A 14,922-nucleotide genomic window follows, 5' to 3' on the forward strand; every position below is an offset into this window, starting at 1 on the left:
TGAAGTTGTCAGCCGGTGTAAACACCAGTTTCCCATCTACAATTTCAACTGCGCCCTGATCAACTGGAACAGATGCATTTACTATGGTCAGCGTGTCGCCGTCAACGTCGGTATCGTTCGGCAAGACATCAATAGTGACTGGTGTGTCTTCGTCAGTCACAGCGCTATCGTCATTTGCAACTGGCGCATCATTGATCGGATTTACTGTTACCGAGACTTCCGCACTGTCTTCCAGTGCGCCGTCAGAAACCGTGTAGCTGATGGTGGCTTCACCGTTGAAGTTGTCAGCCGGTGTAAACACCAGTTTTCCATCTACAATTTCAACCGTGCCCTGATCAACTGGAACAGATGCATTTACTATGGTCAGCGTGTCGCCGTCAACGTCGGTATCGTTCGGCAAGACATCAATAGTGACTGGTGTGTCTTCGTCAGTCACAGCGCTATCATCATTTGCAACTGGCGCATCATATACCGGGTTTACCGTTACCGAGACTTGAGCTTCATCTTCCAGTTCACCATCAGAAACCGTATAGCTGATAGTGGCTTCGCCGTTGAAGTTTTCAGCCGGTGTAAACACCAGTTTCCCATATACAATTTCAACTGCGCCCTGATCAACTGGAACAGATGCATTTACTATGGTCAGCGTGTCGCCGTCAACGTCGGTATCGTTCGGCAAGACATCAATAGTGACCGGCGTGTCTTCATCAGTCACAACGTTATCATCATTTGCAACTGGCGCATCGTTTAAAGGATTAACCGTAACAGTAACTGATGCCTCATCCTCTAACTCGCCGTCGGACACGACGTACGTAATGTCAGCGTCCCCGTTAAAATCTTCCGCGGGAATGAAAATCAGTTGTCCATCTTCGATTTCAACGGTCCCTTGCTCTTCTGGAACCGTTGCTGATTCAATAAATAAGTTCTCACTGTCAGCATCTTCATCGTTAGCAAGAACATCAATAATAATTGCGCTATCTTCATCAGTTTGAACAATATCATCACCAGCGACAGGAGCAGCAGGCTCAACTGCCGGAGAGGTTTCATTCCCACGTAAAGTGTTCAGGTATAGCTCATTTAAAGAAAGGATTTGTGTTTGTGAAAAACCTAAGGACTCAAGCCCGATGGTTTCAAATCCCGTGTCTGCCAATAATTCGGCGCCAATGCGGTCGACAGTTCCACTCGTCTGCAAGCTTGAGCCATCGCTTTGACCTGCTGCCGAGGCAAACTCATCGCCAAGTTGGGTAGGATCTTGTCCAGCCTCTAACGCGCCAAGAATTTGGGCGACATCATCCGATACGTCTTGTACACCGTACTCTTTTACGAGCTGGACATTTAAACCAATTGGCTCGGCATCATTACGCGCGACAATCACTTCACCTTGTAATGGTTGTTCATTTTCAATAAGTGTACGCAGCTTTCCATCCAAACCTACTACAACTAATTGCCCACCAAATGACACTAAGGATGTACGATCCATATAAACCCCTGACCTAAAATTACCGTCAACATTTTGACCAATGATACTTATTTGTTATATCTTGCCCTAATACATTGACCAATAACAGAGTATTAACACTTAATTACAACTTATACATCACATAAAATGCATGCCGATACTGATAATTACATTTGGAATACGCATCACCACCATACAGAACTAAATCCCATTTAAATGATTGATAAGTGTGATATCCAGTCAAATTTTCAATGGTGCTTATCTTTAAAATTCATATCTATTTACACATGCATCACAATAGCAACCAGTTACATAGTTGATTGTTAATGCCTTTGTGCGTTAGATTATTGACGCTTATAGAGGTCAATAAATTCATAAGAATAATTTCTCACCTCTGATATTACTTAATTAGGAGAATCACAGTGAAGTGGACTCGTGCCAACGCCTTTTGCTTAGGTGTGCTCGCGACTAGCCCTGTTTTTGGGCAAACTTTAGAGCAAGCAGTAGAAAATGCGCTTAAGACAAACCCTGACATTAAAAGTGCGTTTAATGAATTCGTGAGTAAGCAGTATGTGAATGAAGCCTCGAGCGGCGCTTACCTCCCTTCGGTAGATCTTGATGCCGGAATTGGGTACGAAGGTATTAACCCAGCAGAATCTGGTAGAGAGTCAACCGATCTGACTCGAAAAGAGGCTACCGTTACGCTCACTCAGTTGATTTGGGATGGCTCTGCGACACTAAACGATATTGATAGAACGGCTGCAGATGCTGAATCTGTGCGATTTCAGTTGCTTGCAGATGCTCAAGACACTGCACTTGAAGTTTCTAAAGTATATTTAGACGCGGTGAAAGCATACGAAATTCTAACGCTTTCGGAGAACAACCTGAAAGTGCATAAAAAAATCTACCAAGACATCAAAAAACGGGTTGATTCTGGTATTGGCTCAACGGCAGACTTAACACAAGTAGAGGCACGTTTAGCTAAAGCGCACGGAAACCTAGCCGCTGCGCAAAATAACCTGTTCGATAGCCACACTATGTTTACTCGTATTGTCGGTCAAACACCCCAAGGCTTGATATTTCCTCGTGCAGATCAAAATTTCATCCCTTACACAATAGATGATGCGATCGACTTGGCATTTCAAACTCATCCTGTCATTCAAATTTCAATGGCAGATGTGGATTCTGCGAAGTTCCAATATAAGCAATCGAAAGGCACTTACTTCCCAACACTGTCTGTTGAAGCTGCACAAACGTGGCGAGATGATGCTGGAGGTATTGAAGGTCGTGGTGATGAAACGACAGCCATGCTCCGTATGCGCTACAACCTATTTAATGGTGGCAGTGACGCAGCCAACGCCGAGAGCTTTGCTTACCAGTTAAATAAAGCGAAAGATCTGCGCGAACGTGCTTATCGCAATGTTGAAGAAGGTTTGAGACTATCTTGGAGTGCTTTGGACCTTACTCAACAACAGAAGCAGTTCTTGTCTGATCACGTTGATTCTGCATCTCAAACCGTTATCGCGTATGAAAAACAATACCGTATCGGTAAGCGTACCCTACTCGACTTGTTAAACACCGAAAACGAACTGTTTGAAGCTCGTAAAGACTATTTAGATGCAAAATACGCCGAGCAATACGCCAAGTATCGAGTCATGAACGCGACAGGTCAGTTACTCAACGCGTTACGTGTTGATGTCCCAACCGAGTGGAATCAGAAGGTGGAGTACTAGAACATGAAAGCAACAAAGATTCTGTTAGCACTAGGCGTTATGCTAACTACTCATCATGTAACCGCTGAAGATGAATACGAGTACACAGAAACTCCGAAAGCCGAGCAAATTGCAGACCTTCAAGATGATGATAATGACGGTGTAATCAACGCTCGTGATCTGTGCCCAGGTACACCAGCAACATCGGAGATCGACAATGATGGCTGTGGTGAGTACATAAAGTCGTCTGAAAAGATGGAAGTGCGCGTACTCTTCGCGAATGATTCAGACGAAATTGACCCCGTATTCCGTCGTCAAATTCGTGAGTTGTCTGAATTCCTGAAAGAATACCCTAGCACATCCATTGAGTTGCAAGGCTATGCAAGCAAAGTAGGTGGTTCAGAGCACAACTTAGACTTATCAAAGCGCAGAGCAAACAACGTTCGTGCCGCGCTACTTGGATATGGTATCGAGTCAGATAGAGTCCGCATTGTCGGATTTGGTGATACACACCTCGCCGAACAAGGCACAGACGAAGTGAGTCATGCGCTCAACCGACGAGTGACTGCATCTGTAATCGGTTATAAGGGCGAGATAAAGAAAGAATGGACGATATTCACCGCCCTACCAAAAAGTTAATTTAAGGAGCTTCGGCTCCTTTTCTTTTTTCACTCTTTGGAAACCGTATTATGCTTTAGGAATCGACGCTTTAGTGTTAATCTAGCCGCGTCATAACAATGAGAGTTTTGAAATGAGCAAACTTACAACAGATATCCAAGCAAACCTTGACCTTTTCGTTGCAGAAACGAAAGAAAACCAACTGGTTTGGGGTCTACGCAATGAAGAAGGTTGGCTATCTTGCGATTCAACTGAGTTCGAAAACAGCGAAGTCATGCCTTTTTGGTCAGCGAAAGAAGACGCACAAGCGCATAACGTTGAAGAATGGGCAGATTTCGAAGTACTAGAAATTCCTCTAGATATCTTTGTTGAAGATTGGCTTCTAACTCTTGCGGAAGATGGCGTTCTTGTTGGTACAAACTGGAACGCACAGTTGGAAGGCAAAGAGGTTGAACCTCAAGACCTAGCGAAACTGTACGTAGGCTAATTCTCCAAGACCTCAGCACCGCGCTGAGGTCTTTCTTCATTACTTACCTTTTCTATGTAAAGCTCGATCGAGCGCATATTTTTCTTCATCCCAATATCTATACCCTTCGGTTTTTGTCACAATGACCCGCTCCCAATTGGTATATCATACTGAACAAAGAATATAAAAATAACATAAGGTTACATCACTATGCGTACGCTGCTTTCTTTGCTTGCATCCCTATTTCTAGGCAGCCAAGCAAACGCAAGTGACACTCAAAATATCACGCAATGGCATGCTGTCTATCAAGCAACGATGAAAACGAATTCAAAGTCTGCGCTTAGTATGCTTCAGGATCGATATCATACGGCAGACTCCAATAGCGAAAAGCTTTACGTCAGTGGATTGATCTATGAGTACATGTCAAACATCGACCAGCCCTACTACGGCAGCAGCCAAATCTTAGAAAATCACTTTGCCAAGCTAGAGTCGAAATACATCCTTGCGCTTTCAGAAAGAAAAAGTGGCGACTACGACACTTCCGTAGACATCTTTACCTCACTGTTGCAAAGCGCTAAGCAACATAAAGATGAAGAAACGAAAGCACTAATGAACTATCAACTGTGCTACACCTTGAACCAGCAAGGACAATACCATAAGGCGAACTTCTTCTGCTCTTCATTGAACAAGCACCTAAATCACGACCATCAAGAGAGCATTCCTGCCGATCTAGCGTTACGCGTGATCGCTAACAACTTTGATTTTCGTGGTGAATATGAGGTCGCTTTGCTTTTATACCGCCGTTTATTAACGGAAATGCCTCCTCAAAGCGATCCTACAGGTGTATACAACGATGTAGGAAATTTACTGAGTGAGCTGGGCCAATACGAACAGTCTGAACAATATCTAATACAAGCCCTATTAGCTCGTCAGTTAGATGCCCCACCTTTACAAGTGGCACAGGTCGAACACAGCTTGGCATCAATGTACAGTCGTTCTTCAGACTACGCAAAAGCAATCAGCCATTACAAAAATGCACTCACTTTACTTGCTGAGATGGATTATCCATATGGTAAAGGCCTTACCTATCTTGGTCTCGGGTCTGCTTATGTAAATTCTGGAGACCTAAAAAGCGCAGTTCCGCATATTAAGAAGGCGCTAGAATTAGGCGAAGAGTATGACAACGAAAGATTACAAACCGAAAGTCATCTTGCAGCTGGCTTTGCTTACTTAAAGCACAACGTTTTAGACAAAGCACTTCAACATGGCGAACTTGCTTTGGCACTCGCGAATAAAAACGCAACGACCGCGCTACAAGCGAAAGCTCAGTTACTCTTGTCTCAGGCATATCAGAAACTAGATGACAATTCCGCAGCCCTTTCTCATTACCAAGAGTACGCTAAATTAGAGTTGGCGAACCGCGATGACAGCAATGTTAAAGCAATTGAAGCGTTGGATTTAACCAAGAGTGAGTACGAATATGACTTGCAACTCGTTAAGATCGATAACGAGAGAAACCTAAAACTACTCGAAATTGAAAAGCTTAGTGAACAGCAACGTGCGTACAACTTCATTATTTTCTGCTTACTTACTGTGTTACTCGTCGTACTGTTTGTGCTGCGTAAAACAAAGATAAAATCTCGTTTAGACCGCCTAACTGGTTCATTAAACCGCAGCACCATTATTGAGAAAATAAGAGCTCAAACTGTCAGTGCTCCAGAAGACATGCGATATGTATTGGCATTGATAGATTTGGATCACTTTAAGTTGATTAACGATCAACACGGTCATCCTACTGGGGACTTGGTGTTAAAACACGTATGCAAAGCCATTCAAGCTAAGCTAAACAAAGGTGAGTATATTGGGCGTTTAGGAGGAGAAGAGTTTATCTTGTTACTCAAGAATGTTGATGAGATTGATGTGCCATTCCGTATTCAAAGTTTGCATAAAACCATTTCAGAAAAACAGATTAAGAGTGAACAAGGCGATTCACTGAGTGTGACAGCAAGCTTGGCCTATCTTTCCACCTCAAAGCCTTTGAGTAACTTTGATGAACTGTATTCGATATTAGACCAAGCTTTGTATCAATCAAAAAGAAACGGGCATAACGCCGTGATTGATGCTTATAACGAGCCTATTGATCTTCCGACTTCTGTTTTTGAATCAACGACTGCATAACGGCATCTTTGTTGTTCAAGTAATCATCTAAGCCCGCTTTGCGCAGGTCGCAAGACGGGCAATCACCACAACCATCACCGATGATGCCGTTGTAACAAGTTAACGTGCTTTCACGGACAAGTTGCAACGCGTCATATTGATCGGCCAACGCCCACGTTTCTGCTTTGTTCAACCACATCAATGGCGTTTTGATTTCAAACTGACGATCCATGCCTTTAACCAACGCGCTGTTCATCGCTTTTACAAAGTCATCACGGCAATCCGGGTAACCACTAAAATCTGTTTCACAAACACCCGTAATTACCGTTTCTGCGCCAATTTGGTACGCGTAGATACCAGCAAGAGTCAGGAACAAGATGTTGCGGCCAGGAACGAAAGAGTTCGGTAAACCATTTTCTTGTAGCTCATGTGAAACTGGAATGTCATCACGTGTCAGAGAGCTGATAGCAAGTTCATTCAGTAGACCAACATCCATCACTTTATGTGCAGCGACACCAAGATCTTTTGCGACTTTCTCTGCCACTTCAATCTCCAGCTTATGACGCTGACCGTAGTCAAATGTAATGGCATGTACTTCGTCAAACTCTTTTAACGCTTGAACCAGACATGTTGTAGAGTCCTGTCCACCACTGAAAACAACCACTGCTTTTTTCATCTTTCTCTCCGAGCTTAAGCAATACTTAGGTATTTATGAGTTTGAACCGACAGACGCCAGTTGCGAGCAACACAGGTATCAATGCACAGTTGGGTAGCACGAGGCTTTTGACTGATAGGCTGAAGTGCGATCACTGTCTTCTCACCGATCTCTGCAGACGCCAATAACACATCCAGTTGATCGATGTCTTTTTGGGTGCCAACCGGGTGCTTGATTTCATTTGCGCGTTCTAATGCACTTTTGAGTACTGGTAGCTTCCCTTTCATTGCGACCTTCGGTGACACCGTCACCCATGTACTTTCTGAAGTCACTACCTCTGAAGTACCACTGGTTTCGATTTGGCATTGGCAGTCCATTTCTTCAAAAGCAGCCGTCAACGCACGTAAATCATAAATGCATGGTTCACCACCAGTGATCACAATATGCTTCGCATTGAAGCCCTGCTTTTTGTATTGAGCTACGATGTCTTCCGCCGAGGCGAAACACCAGGTTGGAGAATCTTCTGTTTTCACCAAGATATCGCCGATTTGGCGCTGGTCTTTCTCTTCTGCGTACCAAGTCTGTTTCGTATCGCACCAAGAGCACCCAACCGGACATTCCTGCAAACGAACAAAAACCGCTGGCACACCAGTGAAAACCCCTTCCCCTTGGATGGTTTCAAACATCTCATTTAGCTTATACAACGTAGAACTCACTCAACTCATTATACTTCGAGGCGAAGACCTTAATGGAGAGGCGCACTCAGGTCAATTTAAACCAAAAATAAATTGTTAAAATAGGTTGTTTTGTAGTTTCATACGCAGGTTCCCAATTTTTAAGGTAAGTAAAGATGTACAAACTGATCGCCCTAGACATGGACGGTACGCTGTTAAATAGCGAGAAAGTCATTTCTGAAGAGAACAAACAAGCGATTGCTAAAGCTCGCGAAGCGGGTGTTACTGTAGTCCTTGCCTCAGGCCGCCCTCTTGAAGGAATGCAAGACAAGCTAGACGAGTTGAACATCGACTCAGACAAAGACTTCGTTCTGTACTATAACGGCTCAATGGTGAAGAATATTGGTACGAACGAAATCATCCACCAGCAAATCATCGATGGCAAAGCGGCGAAGAAGATCGCTCGTAAAGCACGAGAACTTGGCGCTTATGTTCACGCATTCAGTCAAGAGCACGGCCTAATCACGGAAGAAAGCAACCCTTACACAGACATTGAAGCGAAAATCAACGGTCTTGAAATTACCGAAATGAACTTCGACGCTCTAGAAGATGATCACGGGATCATTAAAGCGATGATGGTTGCAGAGCCAAGCAAACTGACTGAAGTTATCGTGGCGTTACCTGCGGAATTAAAAGAAGAGTTTACGGTAGTGCAAAGCGCGCCTTTCTTCTTAGAATTTTTAAACCCGTCAAGCAACAAAGGTATCGGTGTTTCTGCGATCGCTGAATACTTGGGTATCAAAGCTGAAGAAGTGATTTGCATGGGTGATGCAGAAAACGATCACCATATGCTTGAATACGCAGGCCTCGGTATTGCTATGGCGAATGCGATGGAAGAGACCAAACGCATCGCAAACTATATTACCGAAAGCAATGATGACCACGGTGTCGCTAAATCAATCGAGAAGTTTGTTCTTAGCTAAAAATTAAAAAGGCCGAGCATTAATTGCTCGGCCTCTCTCGTTCACGAGATTATAACTGTGCACTCGCGACACCATCAACAACATCGACTTTTTTCTTTATCACTGCGTCTAAGTCCTCTGGGTACCAAACCTCAACCCAAATAGCTGTTTGATGATTAGGTAACATCACAACACCATTGTAAGATTCGCCGTTTGTAACAGGCGTTCTTATTACCTGAGAATTATAATCAACCGTACCATCGGACATATCAGTGTATACCGATAGAAAACCACGAGAGTACTGACTATTGGCGACAGATAACTCGACTTTAACTTCTCTTTCAGATTTGAAGTCAAAGTCTTCAGGTACCACAAGGTTAGCAGTAATTCCGGTTGGCTTTTCATCTTGTGCTTGGTCGTCATCCTCTTGAGGTTGTTGATCATCATTTTCAACTTGATCATCATCTTGAGTAACGCCCGCTGGCGGTGTAGACGAACCAGAGCCTGAGTCATCACCTCCTCCACATCCAAAGACGAAGAGAATTGCTAGGACGCTTACTATCCAGTTACGTATTTTCATAATATCCTCCTCATTAATCCGCTGTTGTCCAAGTGTTGCTAGCATCTGGGTTGTTATACCAAGTTGGTTTTGATGAACCACCAGATTCAGCCCACTCCGCAAAGTCAGGATAAGCAATACTTACATCAATGTACTCTGAAGGATGGTTCCAACTTGAAGGGATAATAATCCCCCACGGAAGATTGCCACTGGTACGGTAGTATTTACTGGTTGCAGGATCAGAATCATCATCTGCAGTACCATAGAACCCACTGACCGAGGTACCTCTTGACGTAGGTGCAAAGTCCGCGGTGTGAATCTCTATATCTTTGCCTGGAGGAGTGGTGAAACTATCACCATGGTAACCACCACCGGCGAAGATAAATGGGTCAAAACCACTTAATGTAGGGAAAGAAGAAACTGATGGCTCAGAGCCTGATTTGAAAGGTAGAGAAATACTGAATGTCATCTCTGTTGATTCAAGACTCATGCTACAGCTTGGATTGGTTCGGTGGAAACCACACTCAGGGTTAATCGGAATATCACCTTTCAAGTTAGTAGATGCAACTACAACAAGATCCCCTCCAGGAGATGCGACCGATTTGTCTTCACCTGTAAATGGAGAGATGTTACTTCTTGTCACACCATTCTTAGTCACTCTCGCTGTGTCAAGATTTACATCACTTTCAGAGAAGCCTTCCAACTTCCAAGCTAGACCATTTTTATACGAAGCACCGTAAGCAGTTACTGTACCTTCTATATCAAAACGTAGTACATTGCCGTCTTTGATTACTAGCTTAGAACGGTAATAAGTCACTACGTCATTAAGGTCAAAGTCTCCCATTTCAGGCCAGTTATCTTCAAACGCAGCAGTGTAGTAGTCCGAAGTTTGTATAGTTGTACCTGGATCTGTCACATCGAAGACATAGTCCTCAACCTCACCATCACCAGCGTAACCGTCGCTAGGTAAATTGACTAAGCTTGAAACCCTGAATCGTGTTTGCACGTTACCAATCAATGCATCATCGTTTACACGCACAGGAACGACATTGGCACCCGTAGTAACCGCGTGATTCAGAATAATTTGCTCGTCTGCATCAAAACTACCATTCATGTCCCAATCGGCCCAACCCTGAAGATAACCAGTACCAACAACGGTAACGTTAATGAGAGAATCAAGACCTTTTTCAAAGTTAGTCAGAAGCGTAACGCCATCATCATCGTCACCGAGCGCGTCGAAGTCATCACCTGTTGACGCTGCGTTTGGCTGCCCGTCGCTTTCTGCATCAATGCTACTACCCATAAACAAAGATGTAGTCACAGCATGCTGCGCACCGTTGTTTGCCAGTAACGTACCATAACTATCGGGAGCGTCACCAAAGTCGAACTCATCGTTGGTTTCCGTTGGGTTGGTAAAGCCTGATAACTCCCAGTTCCCGTCAAAGGCTGAAAAAATGGCGTTTGGGAAAGGAGAACTCGCGGATGTCTCTGTTTCGAATTGAAGTGTTACTGTTGATGAGTTTTTGTACACAAGCTTAACTGCACCAGATGTATTCGCTTCATCAAAGTTGGTGCCAGGTCCTGTGAAGAGCACTGAGCCGTCAGCCTCTTCAACAGCGGTTAAACTTGCTGATGCTGTGCCCGTTTGATAGCTGTAGAAACCTTCACTCTTAAAAACTCTGAGTTGTTCAGATTGAACCGGTTCACCATCAATATCGTAACCAATAAACTCAAACTCAGGAATAACGTAAGGAACAGAAAATGTTCCGCTCAAGGCTCCAGTGCCATCGAAGAATTCAAATTTATAAACGAGACCTGCTGAACCAGCGGAATTGACTGTGTATAAAAAGCCGATATCACCGTTGGGCTCGGAAGAAGTTGTCTGCTTGTAATTTGGAGTGTGAAATAAAAAAGTCGCATCCCCAAATGTGTTACTGGACACTTTAGCATCAATGGTTTTGCCATCATGCGTACCGACGTTAATAAAGTGCATGTCTGCGCCACTGTAGCTTGGCCCCAATTGCCCATCAGTGCCGTCGGTCGCCTCCTGATGATTAGAAAAGTCGAGATCGACAGTTTCACTCATCACGTTAGGACTAATGACACCCAGTAGACAAGCGAGCGTAATATTGTATTTCGCTATCATAATTTGTCTCTCTTAGTTGATGTGGATCATGATAAATGCATAAATCCGTTTTGCATGACATCCAACAACCAGCAAAAGCTTCTCAGTTTTGTGCAAGCTAAAAATGCAACAGATTTCCTACATATTCACTGAAAGCAAATATGACGCCAATTATCGCCTAAAATTAAAGCCTTATAAATCAGAGTTTTAATTAAACTCACCAAGTGACACGACACAAATGTTACTTTGACTCTTTATTTGAATTGCATTTTAAAATTAAGATTCGGTCTAGAGTTCATATCAAAAACAAAAAAGCCCCGCACATTGCGGGGCCTCTTTATTTGGGGAGTAGCTGGCTATTGTTTGGCTACACCACTCTCACTTTCTGTGATGAGTTTTCTTGATAAAATCACAAAAATAAACATTAACAGTGGATAGTGGAACGTGTTGAACACTAATGACCAGAACCCACTGAATGAAACCGTCGTGCCTAGATACAAATAAAGTTGTTCAACAAGCAACAGAGCAAGAATCACAAAAAGCATTTGCTGGCGTTCAAATCGAATTTCAGACTCTTTAAACGTCATCACCAACGCAGAAGCAGTAATCAGTATAGCCAACCAACTCGTGAACACAGGCAATGGCCAAATTACTGAGATAACGGCAGTAATTGCTGTCATCGTGAACCAAACACTCTTTGAGCTCAGTAACTTATCGACATCCACATCAGGATTGCTTTCTAGACGCAGCACATGCCACGCCACTAACACACCTAACACCGCGCCGATGAACATATCCAAGATGAAGGCGGTTCCAAGAAAGAACTTACACGCCATCACCGTTAGCGTAACTAAAGTGACAGACAGAGTGATTCGGTTTAGACCAAAACTATTGGTTCTTTGAAACAAAAACGTCATAACACAGAACCACACTGCAATAGGCAAGCTTGGGAAGCTAAAACCGAAGCTCTGCGTTAACTCCGCCATCGGCATATAAACGTGTGGGCGAGGCAATGAAAAGCCTTGCTGCGCGACTAAAGCCATTAAAGACGTTGCCGTCACCGCAAAAAATAAACGATACACGAAACGACTATCAAACTTCATCATTACGAATGGGAACAGAAACAGCAAGAATGTTGGACTACTTAAGCCCGTAATCATATCTGCGACTTCACAAGCCATCTCGCGGCTGGATTCAGAAAATGACCCAACCCAACTTTGGAGATCAACCATCCAAGACAACTCCGCTTGGCGAAAGCTCGGCGCTGACTCTATAAGTTGCTCGACATATACAACTGGTTGGTCTGTTGCGTGCGAATAAAAGCCCGCTACATCTGCCCATTGTGTAGGATAACGATACAGTGATGCCGCCATGTTACTCGGTTCAACCAGCATAGCGGATGCGACCTCAACACCATAATGCGGCGCAAACCATATAGGTAGCTCATTTCCGTCTAGCGAGTTGGTCATCGAGAAAGCGATCACTTCAGAATCTGAAACACAATCGAAAAATACTGCCGTATCGGTTCTACCCAATTCGTCCCCAACCGTTACGACTAAACCCGTTTCTTCCCAAGTTTCTCGCTGAGCCGCAAGTTTCGGTGATTCTCCTTCGATAATCGTACCGCCAGGAAGTGAGATTTTGTTCGTCAATATTTCATGAATAAGTACTAGCTTGTCATCTGCTCGGACAACACAAAGCGCCCCTTTGATGTCTTCAGGAAGAGGGTTCGCGGCAGATGTAGGAGAAATAAACAGTGAAATGGAATACAGGATGAGAAAAAACAACTGTCTCAGCACAAAATACAACCTTACATAAAGAGAAGAATCACAAAGCAATGATGACAGGGTTACTGATATTTTTCGACATAAATTAAGTAACCAGTTGTACATTTGATGCACATATCAAAAAAGACTTTGAGGCACTCCACAAAATAGCTCTGACAAAAATCAGACATAACTCGAAATATTGGCTGCGATTTTGCCAGTTATATAAAGTTAACGTCAGGATAATTTACATGGATTTTACTCGTTCTCAGGATTGAAACAATAAAAGAGAGCTTATTACTGACGATAAATAAACTCTCTTTATAGATGTATTACAAGTTTACAGCTTCAGCCATGCATCAGTCCAAGCACTGCCCACGCCTGGTTCATAAGCGCTTGGTGTTGAGCCACACCACAAACTGTTTGGCCAAGGCTTACATTGGTAACTTGCACCGTTATTCGTCACCACGTCCCCTGCAGAATAATTCGTACCCGCTTGGTAAGCATCACCCGAAGTTGGCGGCGTTGGTGGTGTAGGCTCTGTTGGTGGCTCTACCGGAGGATTAGTCCCAGAACAATCTGAGCTGCCAATTGGCTGCCATACTCCCCAAGGCCCCGAATCGGAGGGGTTATCACCTTGGGTCCACCATTGTGCTTGCCATAACTGACCAGCCCAAGAAACAGTTTCACCCGTGTTGTATACGCCACTCGCTTGCCATTCATTGTCACAACTTCCTGATGGCGGTGTCGTTGCGCTAGTAGCAGAAGCTGTTGCCACTGCTTGGTATGCTGTACTGGTTTTATCGATGCCAAAAGCTAAAGCGACTCTCGCATCACCTGCTTGAGACGCGCCAAATTCCACATCGACACGACACGAGCTTCCTGCATTGAGTGTCGATTGTGCACATTGGTCTCTGGTGATCATCGCAGATTTCGTGACACCAGAACTTTGCAGTCCCACATTTTCTACAGTAAACGCAACATTACCGGTATTTTGAATGCTGAAACTGTGTTGCTTCAGCTCACCCACTTTAAAAGAACTCAAAGCCTGATTTGCGGTATAACCGACAGAAACATTATCTGTTGGCGGTGCCGTCGTACCTAAAACGCCATCAACAAAACTGCGCAATGCTGCAATGTCGCTGTACACACCGTACTTACCCGGTCGAGCACAACCTATCCCCCAACTGACGATGCCTAGCTGAGTGACGAGACCGTTATTATTAACGACGATGGGACCGCCGCTGTCTCCCTGGCAAGAGTCTATACCACCTTGTGGCACACCCGCACAGAATGATACTGAGCCAACCGTGGTGTAATTACCGCCAGCTTGTCGACAAGTCGCATCAGAGACCAGCGGAACATCTACTTCTTGTAGAGCGGTTGGCGAGCTGCCCCCCTCCGAAGTTCGGCCCAAACCCGCGACAGTTAACCAATCACCGACGCCTGCATATTGCGAGACACTGCCTGCTGCAATATCCACTTTTGCAACACCTTGAGGGATCGAAGTGAGCTTAAGAAGGGCTATGTCATTTGAAAGCGTAGAAGCATTATAAGAAGGATGAACATAGATCTGGCTGACATTGGAACGTACGCCATCAGTACCGTTATAAATCACGCCACCAATTTTTACCGCGATCTGATTTGGTGTGTAGGAGGCCTGAGCGAAAGAAGCAAAACTTTGAATAAGCCCCATAATGGTACCTAACAACCCCAATAACGTAACCACATTCGCCAGCGTTGATATCACCGTAGTACGACGACTTGAACGG

The 14,922-nt window shown here is 44.2% G+C and carries 12 protein-coding genes; 5 read left to right on the forward strand and 7 right to left on the reverse strand.

The annotated features are described in order from the left end of the window. Window positions 1–1,477 (reverse strand): cadherin-like domain-containing protein (locus tag KIO97_RS22065; protein WP_285383956.1); only part of this gene is annotated, 1,477 nt, incomplete at its 3' end. 401 nt (window positions 1,478–1,878) lie between these two features. On the opposite strand from KIO97_RS22065, the gene KIO97_RS22070 reads away from it, so the two are divergent. The 4 genes from KIO97_RS22070 to KIO97_RS22085 all read left to right on the forward strand — a co-directional run bounded on the left by KIO97_RS22070 (window position 1,879) and on the right by KIO97_RS22085 (window position 6,430). Continuing rightward, window positions 1,879–3,189 carry a TolC family outer membrane protein gene (locus tag KIO97_RS22070; protein WP_005530954.1) on the forward strand — a complete coding sequence of 437 codons (1,311 nt, stop codon included), beginning with the start codon at window positions 1,879–1,881 and terminating at the stop codon, window positions 3,187–3,189. 3 nt (window positions 3,190–3,192) lie between these two features. Continuing rightward, complete coding sequence (locus tag KIO97_RS22075; protein ID WP_005426550.1) at window positions 3,193–3,807, forward strand: OmpA family protein; 615 nt, start codon at window positions 3,193–3,195, stop codon at window positions 3,805–3,807. A 112-nt stretch (window positions 3,808–3,919) separates the two neighbouring features. Continuing rightward, entirely contained in the window at window positions 3,920–4,273 is a 354-nt protein-coding gene (locus tag KIO97_RS22080; protein WP_005426565.1) for a DUF2750 domain-containing protein, read from the forward strand. 189 nt (window positions 4,274–4,462) lie between these two features. Beyond that, complete coding sequence (locus KIO97_RS22085) at window positions 4,463–6,430, forward strand: GGDEF domain-containing protein (protein ID WP_285383957.1); 1,968 nt, start codon at window positions 4,463–4,465, stop codon at window positions 6,428–6,430. Here KIO97_RS22085 and queC read toward each other — a convergent pair. Then, window positions 6,387–7,085, reverse strand: a complete 699-nt coding sequence (queC, locus tag KIO97_RS22090; RefSeq protein ID WP_005426624.1) for a 7-cyano-7-deazaguanine synthase QueC — start codon at window positions 7,083–7,085, stop codon at window positions 6,387–6,389. The two genes, KIO97_RS22085 and queC, sit on opposite strands and share 44 nt — an antisense overlap. A 14-nt stretch (window positions 7,086–7,099) precedes the next feature. After that, a complete protein-coding gene (gene queE, locus KIO97_RS22095; RefSeq protein ID WP_285383958.1) occupies window positions 7,100–7,750 on the reverse strand; it encodes a 7-carboxy-7-deazaguanine synthase QueE in 651 nt (216 codons plus the stop codon). 164 nt (window positions 7,751–7,914) lie between these two features. Between queE and KIO97_RS22100 the strand changes: the two genes are divergently transcribed. Continuing rightward, on the forward strand, window positions 7,915–8,721 hold the full coding sequence (locus KIO97_RS22100) for a Cof-type HAD-IIB family hydrolase (protein ID WP_285383959.1): 807 nt from the start codon (window positions 7,915–7,917) through the stop codon (window positions 8,719–8,721). A 49-nt stretch (window positions 8,722–8,770) separates the two neighbouring features. Here KIO97_RS22100 and KIO97_RS22105 read toward each other — a convergent pair whose 3' ends face one another. The 4 genes from KIO97_RS22105 to KIO97_RS22120 all read right to left on the reverse strand — a co-directional run. Beyond that, entirely contained in the window at window positions 8,771–9,280 is a 510-nt protein-coding gene (locus KIO97_RS22105) for a hypothetical protein (protein ID WP_005530968.1), read from the reverse strand. Between the two features lie 13 nt (window positions 9,281–9,293). Then, on the reverse strand, window positions 9,294–11,345 hold the full coding sequence (locus KIO97_RS22110) for an LruC domain-containing protein (RefSeq protein WP_373417333.1): 2,052 nt from the start codon (window positions 11,343–11,345) through the stop codon (window positions 9,294–9,296). 395 nt (window positions 11,346–11,740) lie between these two features. Next, window positions 11,741–13,183, reverse strand: a complete 1,443-nt coding sequence (locus KIO97_RS22115) for a bifunctional NUDIX hydrolase/phosphatase PAP2 family protein (protein WP_285383960.1) — start codon at window positions 13,181–13,183, stop codon at window positions 11,741–11,743. Between the two features lie 307 nt (window positions 13,184–13,490). Further along, on the reverse strand, window positions 13,491–14,922 hold a 1,432-nt coding region (locus KIO97_RS22120; RefSeq protein WP_285383961.1), incomplete at its 5' end, for a trypsin-like serine protease.

This window comes from Vibrio sp. B181a, from assembly GCF_030248375.1.
In the GTDB taxonomy this organism is placed as follows: domain Bacteria; phylum Pseudomonadota; class Gammaproteobacteria; order Enterobacterales; family Vibrionaceae; genus Vibrio; species Vibrio campbellii.

What these genes read in the sequence shown, in the direction of transcription:
- KIO97_RS22075 (WP_005426550.1), top strand. Translation starts at nt 3,193, where the DNA reads ATGAAAGCAACAAAGATTCTGTTAGCACTAGGCGTTATGCTAACTACT.
- KIO97_RS22080 (WP_005426565.1), top strand. Translation starts at nt 3,920, where the DNA reads ATGAGCAAACTTACAACAGATATCCAAGCAAACCTTGACCTTTTCGTT.
- KIO97_RS22085 (WP_285383957.1), top strand. Translation starts at nt 4,463, where the DNA reads ATGCGTACGCTGCTTTCTTTGCTTGCATCCCTATTTCTAGGCAGCCAA.
- queC (WP_005426624.1), bottom strand. Translation starts at nt 7,085, where the DNA reads ATGAAAAAAGCAGTGGTTGTTTTCAGTGGTGGACAGGACTCTACAACA.
- queE (WP_285383958.1), bottom strand. Translation starts at nt 7,750, where the DNA reads ATGTTTGAAACCATCCAAGGGGAAGGGGTTTTCACTGGTGTGCCAGCG.
- KIO97_RS22100 (WP_285383959.1), top strand. Translation starts at nt 7,915, where the DNA reads ATGTACAAACTGATCGCCCTAGACATGGACGGTACGCTGTTAAATAGC.
- KIO97_RS22105 (WP_005530968.1), bottom strand. Translation starts at nt 9,280, where the DNA reads ATGAAAATACGTAACTGGATAGTAAGCGTCCTAGCAATTCTCTTCGTC.
- KIO97_RS22110 (WP_373417333.1), bottom strand. Translation starts at nt 11,345, where the DNA reads ATGAGTGAAACTGTCGATCTCGACTTTTCTAATCATCAGGAGGCGACC.